Source organism: Lysinibacillus halotolerans (genome assembly GCF_003711845.1).
Classification (GTDB): Bacteria; Bacillota; Bacilli; order Bacillales_A; family Planococcaceae; genus Ureibacillus; species Ureibacillus halotolerans.
In genome coordinates, this window is record NZ_RHLQ01000031.1 from 1 (window position 1) to 13,152 (window position 13,152).

The 13,152-nt window shown below is 36.4% G+C and carries 13 protein-coding genes; 5 read left to right on the forward strand and 8 right to left on the reverse strand.

Features of this window, described 5'->3' with window-relative positions; translation table 11 throughout:
* Positions 1 to 124 precede the first annotated feature (124 nt).
* The 5 genes from modB to EC501_RS12310 all read right to left on the reverse strand — a co-directional run bounded on the left by modB (position 125) and on the right by EC501_RS12310 (position 5,603).
* The gene (gene modB / locus EC501_RS12290) at positions 125 to 808 is read right to left on the reverse strand and encodes a molybdate ABC transporter permease subunit (protein WP_122972598.1); all 684 of its coding nucleotides are present in this window, start codon (positions 806 to 808) and stop codon (positions 125 to 127) included.
* Positions 789 to 1,598 (reverse strand): molybdate ABC transporter substrate-binding protein, encoded by an 810-nt coding sequence (gene modA / locus EC501_RS12295; RefSeq protein WP_122972599.1) that lies wholly within the window; start codon positions 1,596 to 1,598, stop codon positions 789 to 791. The genes modB and modA overlap by 20 nt, the downstream gene beginning before the upstream one ends.
* A gap of 84 nt (positions 1,599 to 1,682) precedes the next feature.
* Entirely contained in the window at positions 1,683 to 2,783 is a 1,101-nt protein-coding gene (locus tag EC501_RS12300; RefSeq protein ID WP_122972600.1) for an ABC transporter ATP-binding protein, read from the reverse strand.
* Positions 2,784 to 3,179: 396 nt separating this feature from the next.
* Positions 3,180 to 4,220: an NAD(P)-dependent alcohol dehydrogenase gene (locus EC501_RS12305; protein WP_122972601.1), complete on the reverse strand. Its 1,041-nt coding sequence runs from the start codon at positions 4,218 to 4,220 to the stop codon at positions 3,180 to 3,182.
* A gap of 294 nt (positions 4,221 to 4,514) precedes the next feature.
* Positions 4,515 to 5,603 carry an NAD(P)-dependent alcohol dehydrogenase gene (locus EC501_RS12310; protein WP_122972602.1) on the reverse strand — a complete coding sequence of 363 codons (1,089 nt, stop codon included), beginning with the start codon at positions 5,601 to 5,603 and terminating at the stop codon, positions 4,515 to 4,517.
* 132 nt (positions 5,604 to 5,735) lie between these two features.
* Between EC501_RS12310 and EC501_RS12315 the strand changes: the two genes are divergently transcribed.
* Positions 5,736 to 6,644, forward strand: coding sequence for a LysR family transcriptional regulator (locus tag EC501_RS12315; protein ID WP_122972603.1), 909 nt, complete (start codon positions 5,736 to 5,738; stop codon positions 6,642 to 6,644).
* An 86-nt stretch (positions 6,645 to 6,730) separates the two neighbouring features.
* Here the strand turns inward: EC501_RS12315 and bioB are convergent, their stop codons facing one another.
* The 3 genes from bioB to EC501_RS12330 all read right to left on the reverse strand — a co-directional run bounded on the left by bioB (position 6,731) and on the right by EC501_RS12330 (position 9,517).
* On the reverse strand, positions 6,731 to 7,726 hold the full coding sequence (bioB, locus tag EC501_RS12320; RefSeq protein ID WP_122972604.1) for a biotin synthase BioB: 996 nt from the start codon (positions 7,724 to 7,726) through the stop codon (positions 6,731 to 6,733).
* Positions 7,727 to 8,344, reverse strand: a complete 618-nt coding sequence (locus tag EC501_RS12325) for a biotin transporter BioY (protein WP_122972605.1) — start codon at positions 8,342 to 8,344, stop codon at positions 7,727 to 7,729.
* 411 nt (positions 8,345 to 8,755) lie between these two features.
* Positions 8,756 to 9,517 (reverse strand): IclR family transcriptional regulator, encoded by a 762-nt coding sequence (locus EC501_RS12330; protein WP_122972606.1) that lies wholly within the window; start codon positions 9,515 to 9,517, stop codon positions 8,756 to 8,758.
* Between the two features lie 252 nt (positions 9,518 to 9,769).
* On the opposite strand from EC501_RS12330, the gene kduI reads away from it, so the two are divergent.
* The 4 genes from kduI to EC501_RS12350 are packed head-to-tail and all read left to right on the forward strand — an operon-like array spanning position 9,770 to position 13,147.
* On the forward strand, positions 9,770 to 10,600 hold the full coding sequence (gene kduI, locus EC501_RS12335; protein ID WP_122972607.1) for a 5-dehydro-4-deoxy-D-glucuronate isomerase: 831 nt from the start codon (positions 9,770 to 9,772) through the stop codon (positions 10,598 to 10,600).
* A 20-nt stretch (positions 10,601 to 10,620) separates the two neighbouring features.
* Positions 10,621 to 11,577: a C-terminal binding protein gene (locus EC501_RS12340; RefSeq protein WP_122972608.1), complete on the forward strand. Its 957-nt coding sequence runs from the start codon at positions 10,621 to 10,623 to the stop codon at positions 11,575 to 11,577.
* Between the two features lie 27 nt (positions 11,578 to 11,604).
* Positions 11,605 to 12,642: a TRAP transporter substrate-binding protein gene (locus tag EC501_RS12345; RefSeq protein ID WP_241559335.1), complete on the forward strand. Its 1,038-nt coding sequence runs from the start codon at positions 11,605 to 11,607 to the stop codon at positions 12,640 to 12,642.
* A 16-nt stretch (positions 12,643 to 12,658) separates the two neighbouring features.
* Positions 12,659 to 13,147: a TRAP transporter small permease gene (locus tag EC501_RS12350; RefSeq protein WP_122972609.1), complete on the forward strand. Its 489-nt coding sequence runs from the start codon at positions 12,659 to 12,661 to the stop codon at positions 13,145 to 13,147.
* The last annotated feature ends 5 nt before the right edge of the window (positions 13,148 to 13,152 follow it).

Here is a 13,152-nt window from a genome sequence, read left to right on the forward strand (position 1 = left end):
TTATCAGAAGTGGTCCTTATTTTTTATTTAAAATAATCAAAGCCGGTGAAATTTTACTTATCGTAAAATTTCACCGGCTTTTCATTTCAGAGGTGGGTTTTGTCCCAGCCTCTTTTATTTAACCTTAATCATTCTGTTTTACCCGTACAACTAGCAACATTAAAAAGGAAAGGATGACGATTGAAATGACCCACATCCACGCCAATTGCATATTACCAGAGTCAATCGCAATATAAATGGCAGTAGGAATTGTCTGTGTTTCTCCCGGAATGTTACCAGCGAACATTAAGGTAGCGCCAAATTCACCTAATGCCCGTGCAAAGCTTAATATCGCCCCAGAAATAAGACTTTTTGAAGCTAGGGGAATGGAAATAAATAAGAAAATTCTCCATTCGTTGGCGCCATCTACTCTAGCTGCCTCTTCGATATTAAGGTCGACTCCTTGAAAGCCTGATTTGGCCGACTGATACATGAGGGGAAAGGCTACTACAATCGAAGCGATGACAGCCGCCCACCAAGTGAAAATAATCGGTTGATGAAAAAGCCATTCAATAGCTTGTCCAGCTATACTATTCCTTCCAAAAACGACGATTAGGAAAAATCCAACAACTGTAGGCGGGAGAACCATAGGAAGCATGAGAAGGGTTTCTACAATGGCTTTTCTCTTAAAAGATTTTCTAGCAAAAATTCGGCCAATTAATGTTCCAAGCAAAATAACGACAATACCTGATATAGTCGCGATTTTGATGGACAACCAAATAGGGCTTAAAAATTCTTGCATAAAATCTTTATTTAGTAGTAAATCCATATTCCTCAAACACCTTTAACGCTTCGTCGCTTTGTAAGTACTCATAAAATTCCTTTGCTGCTTCGTAATGTTTGGAATCCTTTATAATGCCAACAGGGTAAATAATAGGAGAATGGGTAGCAGGATCGGCAGAAGCAACAATTTCTACTTTATTTGAAACGGATGCATCGGTTTTATACACAATGCCAGCTTCCACATTACCGGTTTCAACATAGGATAATACTTGCCGAACATCCTTTGCATAGACTACTTTTGATTCAATATCTTTCCATAAATCCATCTTTTCAAGGGATTCTTTGGCGTATTTTCCTGCAGGCACTGTTTCAGGAGTTCCGATTGAAATTTTATCTGTTTCTGTTACAAGGTCTTCGAATTCTTTAATGGATTGATTTTCTTTCGGGACAACGAGTACAAGTTCATTTCCAAGAAGATCTATTCCATCCTCTTTTGCGATCATTCCCTCATCAACGAGCAAATCAAACTTATCTTCTGCAGCTGAGAAAAATAAATCCACCGGCGCTCCTTGTGAAATTTGTTGCTGCAAAGAACCAGAACCCCCAAAGTTGAATTGCAACGTAATTTCGGGATGTTCTTCTTCGTATGTATGTTGAATAACATCCATTGCATCTTTTAAACTAGCTGCTGCTGAAATAGTTAATTGCTCCTCCTTACTTTCAGAGGTTTGTTCCTGCTTGTCTGAAGATTGATCTGCCTGTTCGTTATTAGAACATGCTGCGACAAAGATAAGTAAAAATAAGAAAATAGTTGTGAATTTAAAGCGATTTTGCATGTTTAGACTCCTATCATCCTTTATAGGAAATTATTTATAACAATTTTTATTCCATTCCTTTAAATAAACATTTTAAACTGACAATTATTCATCTAGTGTAATGCGATTTTTTGTTTCGTAATCGAAAAAATGAACTTTATTCATATCCAATGCTAGTTTGAACATTTGTCCTTGTTGGACAACAGATTGTGTATCGATTCGTGCAGTGAATGGTTGCCCTGCGATTTGCGAATGGAGAATATTTTCTGCCCCTAACAACTCTATAACTTCTATTTTTGCATCAATAAAAGAATCTACTGTAGATGTTTTATGAAAATCGTGAAAATCTTCTGGACGGATACCCATTATGATTTCTTTGTTCAAATACCCTTGTTTACGTAAATCCATCATTTTACTTTCTGGAATCGGGATTGACAAATGGCCAATACGGATTTTGCCATCTAAAAGGGTACCAGAAAAAAAGTTCATCGGAGGTAAGCCAATAAAGCCTCCAACAAAAACATTATTAGGCTTTTCGTACACTTCTTTAGGAACACCAACTTGTTGAATGACCCCGTTGTTCATTACAACTAGGCGAGTTGCCATTGTCATTGCTTCTGTTTGGTCATGGGTTACGTAAATGGTAGTCGTTTGTAACCGTTGATGTAGCTTTATAATTTCAGTACGCATTTGGGTACGGAGCTTTGTATCTAAATTTGAAAGCGGCTCATCCATTAAGAATACTTTGGCATCTCGAACAATGGCACGACCTAATGCTACCCGTTGACGTTGCCCACCTGAAAGAGCCCTTGGTTTGCGGCTTAAATATTTTTCAATATCTAAAATATGGGCAGCCTCTTTTATACGACGATCAATTTCATCCTTTGGGAATTTACGACTTTTTAAACCAAATGCCATGTTTTGATAGACGTTCAAATGGGGATAAAGGGCGTAGTTTTGGAAAACAAAAGCAACATCACGATCTTTTGGAGAAACATCGTTCATCGGTTTTCCATCCATTAGAATGATACCTTGTGAGAGATCTTCTAAGCCGGCTACTAGTCGTAAAAGGGTAGACTTTCCACAACCTGAAGGTCCAACTAAAACAATAAATTCTTTATCTTTTATATCAAGGTTGAAGTCTTTTACTGCTTGTATATTATTATTGTAAGTTTTATATATGTGTTGTAGCTTTAATTCAACCATAACCACCATCCTTTTAAAACTATGTAGTCCCGTTGGTAGATAAAAAAATAAACGCGTATAAATATACTGCACACATTGTAGGATAATATCATGAATAATTTTTTATACCTTATTATAATATAATAGATTGATATGTGTTTCATTTATAACACTTTATCAGTATTAGATATTCTAAAAATAGGTGTGATTGAAAAGGATAACTAGCATGAATCTTGTCATTTACCTTTAGATGTGGAGATATATTCTCTATATTGGGGGGAATGGGGGAATCTTATAACTTTCTGAATAGTATTTATTGGTAATTTGTTTCGATTTATTTTATTTTACTTTAAACATTAATTCCGAAATAAAAAGAATGCCCAAAAGCAAAGCTTATTGGACATCCTTAAAAATAAATTACATAGTACTAATATCAATAACGAAGCGATATTTTACATCTGAAGCTAGTACGCGTTCGTAAGCTTCATCAATTTGATCAGCTGAAATAACTTCAATTTTAGGAACAATGTTATGTTTTGCACAGAAGTCTAGCATTTCTTGAGTTTCACGGATACCACCAATCATTGAACCGGCAAAGGAACGACGATGCCCAATTAAATTCATCACACCGACTGATAACGGTTCTGCAGGGGCACCAACATTTACTAATGTGCCATCAAGTGCTAGTAATCCTAAATATGCATCTAGATTAATCTTTGCACTAACTGTGTTAATGATTAAGTCAAAAGTTCCGGCAAGTTTTTCGAATGTTTCTGGATCACTTGTTGCATAGTAATGATCTGCCCCTAATTCAAGACCATCTTCTTTTTTCTTCAATGTTTGGGATAGAACTGTTACTTCGGCACCCATTGCATGAGCAATTTGGACAGCCATATGACCAAGACCACCCATACCGACAATCGCTACGTTTTTACCAGGAGCCGCTCCCCAATGTTTTAATGGAGAATAAGTCGTAATCCCGGCACAAAGAAGTGGAGCTGCAACATCAAATTCGATGTTATCAGGGATTCTCAAGACGAAGTCCTCAGATACAACAATGTGAGTAGAATAGCCGCCTTGAGTAGGCTCGCCATATTTATCTACACCAGCATACGTTTGGATATTTCCTTTAAGGCAATATTGTTCTTCCCCTTTAAGGCAGTTTTCACATTCACCACAGGAGTCAACCATACATCCGACGCCAACTCGGTCGCCTACTTTGTATTTTGTCACATTTGGCCCAACCGCTGTAACAACCCCTGCAATTTCATGGCCAGGAACAAGTGGATAATGGACTGGACCCCACTCACCATGGGCAGTATGAATGTCAGAATGGCAAATGCCGGCATATTTAATTTCAATTAGCACATCATGTAAATCAAGATCACGTCGTTTAATTTCGGCTGGACGGAACGGTTTGTCAGGACCATCAACAGCTCTAGCTTTAGCAGTTATCATAATATACCTCCTATAATACAATTCCTTTTACAAGAGGATAGAGGTGATATCCTACTATTTCTCTTGCAATTCAATGTTACTCCTTATAGTTAACTCTAGGTCAATAGTTAATTTCTACTGAAAGTTTGTTCAAATGATTGGTAGTAAGTATGGTTAGTGAGTTTATCGTAGCAGTCGTTATAACTTTCGTTGGAAGTGGGCTGGTAGAGATAGTAATATCGGAGAGAGGGAATTCCATATGAAAAGATATAAAAAACCACTTCATTGTTTGAAATGAAGTGGTTTTCGTCTGTTTTATTGAATACGTAAAATCGGTTTAATTGCTTCGCCTGATTTTGATGCTTCAAAAGCTTCGTTAATTTGGTCGAAATCAAAGAATTTTACTAATTTATCAAATGGGAATTGACCTGCTTTGTAATATTCAACTAATTGTGGAATAAAGACGTTAGGTACAGCGTCGCCTTCAATAACACCCATCATCGTTTTTCCTTCAGCCATTATATCGTTATGAACATCAATATTCATTTCCGGTGTAACACCAACGATTGCAGCAGTACCAAGGGGACGTAGGGCTTGTAAACATTGTCGAACAACTGGTGGAACCCCTGTTGTATCTACGGCGTATTTTGTACCGCCATTTGTCAATTCTTTAATTTCTTTTACGACATCTACTTTTGTTCCGTTAAATGTATGTGTAGCTCCAAGTTCTTTTGCTAGTTCTAAACGTGAATCGTGTACATCAACTGCAATAATTGTTTTACAGCCTACGATTTTAGCAGCCATAATCGCACTTAAACCAACTGCTCCAGCACCATAAATCGCAATTGTTGAACCGAATTCTGGTTTCATTTTATTTAATACAGTACCTGCCCCTGTTTGAATTCCGCATCCTAGAGGACCAAGTAAAGCTAAATCGACATCTTTATCAACTTTTACTACATTGCGCTCATGGGCAATGGCAAAGGTACCGAAAGAGGATTGACCGAAAAATGTAGAAAGGGGTTGTCCATCTTTTGATAAGCGGTGAGTATGGTCGTCATGCATACCACCAAAGTTTAAGTCATTGAACGTTTCACAAACGGATGGGTGACCTGTTAAACAGTTATCACAATGACCACAATGGGCAAAGGATAATACAACATGATCACCTTTTGCGAAACGAGTAACACCTGACCCAACTTCTTCAACAATACCAGCACCCTCATGACCAAGTACGGCAGGAAGGGGAGCGATGGCTGCATCCCTTGCAACAGCATCTGTATGACAAACACCTGTTGCAACAATTTTAACTAATACTTCATTTGCTTTTGGTGCAGCTAATTCTACTTCTTCAAGAACAAAATCTTGCCCTTGTCCATTTGTAACAGCAGCTTTAATTTTCATGGGAAAACACTCCTAAAATAATATTTTATTTCATGGATATTTCGAACGTATTTATCGTAATCCTATGGAAAAATCGGTACAATAGTTCAGAGTGAATAACTATATACATTATGATTCATAAGGGGGGAGAATATGCAGTTATTACAGTTACATTATTTTTTAACTGTTGCAAAGACCGAGCATATGTCTCATGCTGCATCTGCTTTAAATATTTCACAATCATCTTTAAGTAAAACGATTGCTAAATTAGAAGATGATATAGGAGTCCCTTTATTTGATAGAAATGGAAAGAACATTCGACTGAATCGTTATGGAAAATATTTTGCAAAAGAAGTAGAACGAGCGCTAAGAATTTTAGAAGATGCCCATGAAGCTGTTCAAGAAATGGCTGGGATAGAGGAAGATCAAGTCTCTGTAAGTGTGATGAGCTCTACTATTCTCCCTCCTATTTTTAGAAGTTTTTATGAAAGACGACCGAATGTCCGAATCTATCAATCCATCCTACCTGATGTAGTTGCTAAAGAGCGGTTAATTAGTGGGGAAATTGAGCTATGTGTTTCCAATACCCCGATTATAGGACAGGGCATTGAGTGGCTTCCTGTCTTAAAAGAACGGTTAGATTTAATCGTTCCGAAAGATCATTGGTTAGCCCAATATGATGAAATTGATTTAATCGAAGCGAAAAATGAGCGCTTTATCGGCTATAAATCAGGATTAGAATCGGTTAGTATGTTTGAGCACTGTTGCTTACAATCCGGCTTTAAACCGAACATCGTTTTCGAAGGAACCGAATTATCGATTGTTTTACAGCTAGTCGATGAAGGACAAGGGATTTCCTTCTATCCCGAGTATTCCTTTTTAGGCAATCATTTAAAAAATACAAAAATTATTCGTTTGAAAAATGACCACTGCTTCCAAATGGTAGGATTCGCTTGGTTGAAAGATAGAAAGTATTCCTACGTAGCAACACAGTTTCGCCAACATATGATTCAAGCATTTGCTGACATTAATAAAAATAGTAATAGTAGTTTAATAAAATAGTTTCATAAGGTAACGAAAAAAGCGCAATGTGGCTTCCTTTTGAGACCATCATTTTGCGCTTTTATTGTTTAATTATTAAAGTTTTTTTAAGCATTGCTCAATGCTTCCTGTTTCTCATTTATCTCAATTTCAAAACCAAGGTCTTCTAGCATTTGATAGTCAACATTTACTTCTTGACCAGCTGTTGTTAAATAATCACCAACAAAGATGCTATTGGCAGCGTATAGGGCAAGAGGTTGTAGTGTACGTAAATTCACTTCGCGACCACCTGCAACTCGAATTTCTTTTGTTGGATTCATATAACGAAACAATGCGAGAACTTTTAAACAATAGATTGGATTTAATTCTTTCGTACCTTCGAGCTTTGTCCCATCAATGGCATTAAGGAAATTAATTGGAATCGAATCAGCATTCAACTCTCTTAATGCTCGTGCAATTTGAATAACATCTTCTTTCGTTTCTTTCATGCCAATGATTGCTCCAGAACATGGGGAAAGACCATGTTTTTTTACAATGTCAATTGTATTGATGCGATCTTCATAAGTGTGAGTTGTTGTTATATAAGAATGATGACGTTCTGATGTATTCACATTATGATTATAGCGATCAACACCAGCTTGTTTTAACTGTTCTGCCTGTTCGTCTTTTAGCAATCCAAGGCAAGCGCAAACTTTTAGCCCGTATTTTTCTTTAATTTCTTTCACTGCTTCACTCACTACATTCACATCTTTACGTGTCGGTCCGCGTCCACTTGCGACGATACAATAAGTACCGATTTTATTTTCAAAAGCACGTTTTGCCCCTTCTAATATTTCCTCTTTTGTAATAAATGGATATTTTTCAATTGGCGCCTTAGATTTAGATGATTGGGAACAATAACCGCAATCTTCAGGACAATATCCACTTTTGGCATTCATAATCATATTTAATTTTACTTTTTTACCATAATAGTATTTACGGATTTGAAATGCACCGTTAAGTAGAGGAAGTAATTCATCATCATCGCTATTTAGTATCGCTAGCGCTTCATCTTCACTTAATTGTTTCCCATCAATTACTTCTTTCGCAAGCTGAGTCCACATCTATTTCTCCCCCAATGTTCTTGATTGTTTAATAGGTAGTATTTTTAAAACTTTTTGCAGTCGGAATGCTAATAAGGCAGCGAAGATTCCAAGAATAATATCTTTTGGGAGTGGTATTAGCATCCAGCCCCAAATCAGCTGATAGGAAAGTTCAGGTGGTGCATCTGCCCAAACTTTATAGGACATGTACATCCAATTCGTTCCTACTAAATAGATAATGATCATTGAGGTTAATGCTGCTACAATGTAGGACGTTAATGTTTGGAATGTTTCTACAAGTTTTCCTGCCGTATAAGCCGAAAGAATAAAAACTAAAATAAATCCAAATGTAGGTGACAAAATACTGTCAAAGCCGCCACTAAATTTGGCAAAAACAGGGGCTCCTGCTAAGCCAATCAACATGTAAACTGTACATGCAATCGCACCATTTCTACTTCCTAACACAAGTCCTGCTAGCACAGCAAAAAAAGTTTGTAGTGTAATGGGTACCCCTCCAACAACAAAGAATGGGGCAAAGGATGTAATATTTGCTCCAATCATCATTAACGTTGCGAACATTCCACAGTACACTAAATCTAATGCATTGGTTTTAAAGATTGTCCTTTGAACTGTACTCATAAATCATAACCTCCCTTTTACGTTAACTTAAATTTTAATTAAGTTAACACAAATTTAAAGGATTTCATAATTTTTGTCAATTACCATTGTTAATGGTTGTGGTATATGGGATTTCTCATTGAAGGTGAGGACTTAAAGCGGGAAAGAACAAAGATTATTGTTACGGGATAAAAATGGAGAATTGAAACGTTTAGATCTGGGCAGAGCATTAAAAGTAGGAAGACTAAAAACCCCGTTCGAGTTTGAACGGGGTTCTGCTTGTAACAAGGCTTTATTCCTTTTACAAATCAAGATTTGGAATGAGGGGGTGTAAAAATATTCTAAAATAACTTTTGTAAGATCGGTTTCTATAAACGTCCTAATCAAGAAAACATTTTTAAATCATTCCATAACGACTTAAAAACGTATTTCTTACTGTACATACCCAAGCTGAGAAGAAATTACTCGAGACGTGTTTAATATTTTTTCTGCTAATTCTTCTTCAATACGCTCCATGGTGATTCGGGTGCTTGGACCAGAAATACTGAAGGAGGCAATAATATTACCCGAATAATTGTATATAGGCGCAGCGATACATCGAATTCCTTCTTCATTTTCAATGTTATCGAGGGCGTATCCAGTTTTTTGAATATGATGAATTTCTTGAAGTAAATCAGTAGGTGTTAAAATGGTGTTATTAGTGCGTTTCTTAAATTGAATTCTTGTCATGATATCCTTTAAATAGTTGTCATCTTTACCTGAAAGCATCATTTTCCCAACACCAGTACAATACATCGGGGCGCGACTACCTATGCGAGAATACATTCGTATTGTCTGGTTACTCTCGATTTTATCGATATAAACGACCTCTTCATTTTCCTCAATACATAAATGTACTGTTTCGTTAATTTCTTTCACTAACTTTTCTAAGTAAGGTCTTGCAACAGTAATTAAACTAGTATTACTTAAAACATTTCGTGTTAAATATAAAACTCGATAGCTAAGGAAATATCGGTCTGTTTCCATATCTTTTCGTACATATTGCAACTCGATTAATGTTGAGAGTAATCGATGGACCGTGCTTTTCGATAATCCAGTTTCAGCAGCTAATTTCGTAATTTGCATACCGTTTGGATGCTCAGATAAATGTTCTAATATGCTGAAAGCGCGTTCAATAGATTGTACGGTTGCCATTTTATTTCTCCACCATTTCTAATATTTTCAATATTTTTCGTAACCTTTAACAATCATATTCGAAAATCAATAGATTTGTAAATCATATAGCAAAATATTAACAGTTGTTAGTATAATTTGCTGAAAAATCAATTTTTTCTTGTAATTATTATTTATTGTGCATATAATGTTTATGAAACGGAACGGTGTTCTACAATGTGGAACAACTTACTTATTTGTTAGCGCTTTCTTTATAAAAAAGGGGGAGAAACTATGAAAATTGTTTATGCACATCACCCTGAAGATGTGAAACATTACACAACGGAAAAATTACGTGAAGAATTTTTAATGGAAAAAGTTTTTGTTGAAAATGCTGCGACATTGCATTATAGCCATGTAGATCGAATTATTTACGGAGGCATTTATCCGATTAACGAAAAAATTACACTAGATGCAGGAAAAGAACTAGCTGCTAAGTACTTTTTAGAGCGACGTGAAATGGGTGTCATTAATATCGGTGGTCCAGGACGAATTGTTTGTGACGATGAAACTTTTGAAATTGGTCATAAAGAAGCACTATACATTGGGAGAGGAACGGAAGAATTATATTTTGAATCGATTGATTCTAGCAATCCAGCAAAATTTTATATCAATTGTTGTCCAGCCCATGCTAAATATCCGACGGTAAAAATTGACCAAGAAAAGGCTATCAAGCGTCCTATGGGAACAGACAGTAACATGAATAAACGAGTTATTAATCAATACATACATCCTGATGTATTAGAAACATGTCAATTAAGTATGGGAATGACGGAATTAGCAGAGGGCAGTGGTTGGAATACAATGCCTTGTCATACCCACGAACGTCGTATGGAAGTATATTTTTATTTTGATATGGAAGAAGATACGAGGGTATTCCATTTAATGGGGCAACCTAACGAGACTCGTCACATTGTTATAGCGAATGAACAGGCAGTACTATCACCTAGTTGGTCGATTCACTCCGGCATTGGCACAAATAATTATACGTTCATCTGGGGAATGTGCGGAGAAAATTTAGACTTTGATGATATGGATCACGTTGCAATGAAAGATTTGAAATAACGCAAAATGGGTGATGACAAATGAAAGTAATTATTTCCGACTGTGACCATGCGGATATTCAAATAGAACAAGAGATTTTTAGAAAGCATCATATTGAGTTTGAGTTGCAACAAAATGAGACAGAGGATGATCTAATTCAACATTGCCAAGATGCCTCTGTCATCATTAATCAATATGCGCCATTTACAGAAAAGGTCTTATCTCAATTACCGAATTTAAAGTTAATCGTTCGTTATGGTGTAGGGGTTAATAATATTGATTTAACAGCAGCTACGAAATATGGAGTTCAAATTTGTAATGTTCCTGACTATGGTACCCATGAAGTAGCGGATCATGCATTGGCATTAATGCTAGCGCTTACAAGGAAAATAACGAAAATGAATCGTTTAGTAAAAGAAGGTATTTGGGATTATCAAGAAAGTATTCCTATTTTTCGTCATAGTGAGCAAGTCGTTGGCGTAATCGGTGTCGGTCGTATCGGTTCTGAGTTTGCCAAAAAAGTGCATGCATTAGGATGTAAGGTAATTGCTTATGACGTTTCAGCACAACATAAAAAATATGAATCTAATTTATCGTTTATAGAATTTGTTGAGTTTGAGCAGCTTGTTACGCAGGCTGATATTATTTCTATTCATTGTCCGTCGGATCAGGCAATGAATCTCATTAATGAAAGCGTTTTAAAAAGAATGAAGCCTACGAGTTATTTAATCAATGTGTCACGGGGTGGCATTGTTGATGAAGACGCTTTATATGAAGCGTTAGCTTCCAATCACATTGCTGGCGCGGCTTTGGACGTTTCGGTAAAAGAACCGATTACGACTGATTCCCCACTTCTTACCCTTGAGAACTTTATTTGTACGCCGCATATGGCGTGGTATTCAGAGCAAGCAGCTCAAGAGTTAAAAAGAAAAGTGGCGGAAGAAGCAGTAAGGTATGTGAAGAACGAAAAGCTTCATTATCCTGTTAATCAAATTTAATGAAAACACATATTGGAGGGGACCAAGGTGAAAAAATCATTCAAACAATTTATGTTTTTAGGGGTTATCGCCCTTGTATTAACCATATTAGCAGCTTGTGGCGGCGATGGAGCTAAAGAAACGGAAGCAGAAGGAACGAGTTCTAACGGTAAAACTCAAGTATTGAAAGTGGCATTTAACCAACCAGAAAACCATCCACAATATAAGGCGATGGAAGAGTTCGGTGAAAAATTGAAAGAACGTACGAACGGCGCATATGAAATTGAAATTTTCCCAAATGAATTATTAGGTGCACAACGCGAAACGATTGAATTAGTGCAAACAGGTACAATCGCGATGTCTATCGTTGCAGGTAGTTTACTAGAAAACTTCAATGAAGACTTTGCAGTATTCAATTTACCATACGTTTTTGAATCAGCTGAACATCAAATGTCTGTTTTAAATGATCAAGAAATTGTAGGAGATTTGTATTCTTCACTAAAAGATCAAGGATTATTTGTTGCTGGTGCATTCCACTCAGGCGTACGAAACGTATATAACAGTGAAAAACCAATCAACACACCGGAAGATTTAAAAGGATTAAAAATTCGTATTATTGAATCAGATACGAACATTAAAATGATGGAACAAATGGGTGGTACTGGTACACCAATGGGTCAAGGTGAAGTATATACTGCTATTCAATCAGGTGTTATTGACGGTGGGGAAAATAATGAATTAATTTATTCTAACCTTAAACATGCGGAAATCGCCCCTTACTATTCTTATACAAAGCACTTAATGTTCCCAGACTACTTACTTGTTAATTCCCAATTATTTGACGGCATGAGCGAAGAACATCAACAAATCTTTAAAGAAGAGCTACTTGCAGCCATTGATCGTGAAGTGGAAATGTGGGATGAAGATGTGAAAAAAGCGATTGAAGATGCAGAAGCAGCAGGAGCGAAATTTAACGAAGTCGATATCGAGCCATTCCGCAAAGCTACTGAATCATTAGTTCAAGAGAAGTTAACATCTGATACTGCTAAAAATTTATATGAAAAAGTTCGTGAAGCAGCGAAATAAATGGTGGTGATTTCATATGGAAGCAATTAAAAAAGTGCTTGATAAGGTGTTATCAACTATATGCGTCGTATTGTTCGGCGCATTAGTTATTCTTGTTACATGGCAAGTGTTTACCCGTTTAGTATTAAACGATCCAAGTGCTATTTCAGAAGAGTTAGCAAAATATTGTTTTGTATGGTTAGTCCTATTTGGTGCTGCTTTTGTATTTGGAGAAAATGGCCATATGCGTATTGAATTTATTCAGGATGCATTGCCAGTAAAACTGAAAATGGGTACTCAGATTTTTATAGAACTAAGTATTATTGTCTTCTCTGCTCTTGTTTTATTATCCGGTGGTTTAACAATAACAAAATTAGCATGGACGCAAATGTCTGCAGCATTGCAAATACCTGTCGGTTATTTGTATGCCGCAATGCCAATAAGCGGATTGTTTATTATTTTCTACTGCGTTTATAACATTTATATTATTTCAAAAACGAAAAAGCCATTGGAAATAGTGGATTAACAAGG

What these genes read in the sequence shown, in the direction of transcription:
- EC501_RS12300 (WP_122972600.1), bottom strand. Translation starts at nt 2,783, where the DNA reads ATGGTTGAATTAAAGCTACAACACATATATAAAACTTACAATAATAAT.
- EC501_RS12305 (WP_122972601.1), bottom strand. Translation starts at nt 4,220, where the DNA reads ATGATAACTGCTAAAGCTAGAGCTGTTGATGGTCCTGACAAACCGTTC.
- EC501_RS12310 (WP_122972602.1), bottom strand. Translation starts at nt 5,603, where the DNA reads ATGAAAATTAAAGCTGCTGTTACAAATGGACAAGGGCAAGATTTTGTT.
- kduI (WP_122972607.1), top strand. Translation starts at nt 9,770, where the DNA reads ATGAAAATTGTTTATGCACATCACCCTGAAGATGTGAAACATTACACA.
- EC501_RS12350 (WP_122972609.1), top strand. Translation starts at nt 12,659, where the DNA reads ATGGAAGCAATTAAAAAAGTGCTTGATAAGGTGTTATCAACTATATGC.
- modA (WP_122972599.1), bottom strand. Translation starts at nt 1,598, where the DNA reads ATGCAAAATCGCTTTAAATTCACAACTATTTTCTTATTTTTACTTATC.
- EC501_RS12325 (WP_122972605.1), bottom strand. Translation starts at nt 8,344, where the DNA reads ATGAGTACAGTTCAAAGGACAATCTTTAAAACCAATGCATTAGATTTA.
- EC501_RS12330 (WP_122972606.1), bottom strand. Translation starts at nt 9,517, where the DNA reads ATGGCAACCGTACAATCTATTGAACGCGCTTTCAGCATATTAGAACAT.
- modB (WP_122972598.1), bottom strand. Translation starts at nt 808, where the DNA reads ATGGATTTACTACTAAATAAAGATTTTATGCAAGAATTTTTAAGCCCT.
- bioB (WP_122972604.1), bottom strand. Translation starts at nt 7,726, where the DNA reads ATGTGGACTCAGCTTGCGAAAGAAGTAATTGATGGGAAACAATTAAGT.
- EC501_RS12315 (WP_122972603.1), top strand. Translation starts at nt 5,736, where the DNA reads ATGCAGTTATTACAGTTACATTATTTTTTAACTGTTGCAAAGACCGAG.
- EC501_RS12340 (WP_122972608.1), top strand. Translation starts at nt 10,621, where the DNA reads ATGAAAGTAATTATTTCCGACTGTGACCATGCGGATATTCAAATAGAA.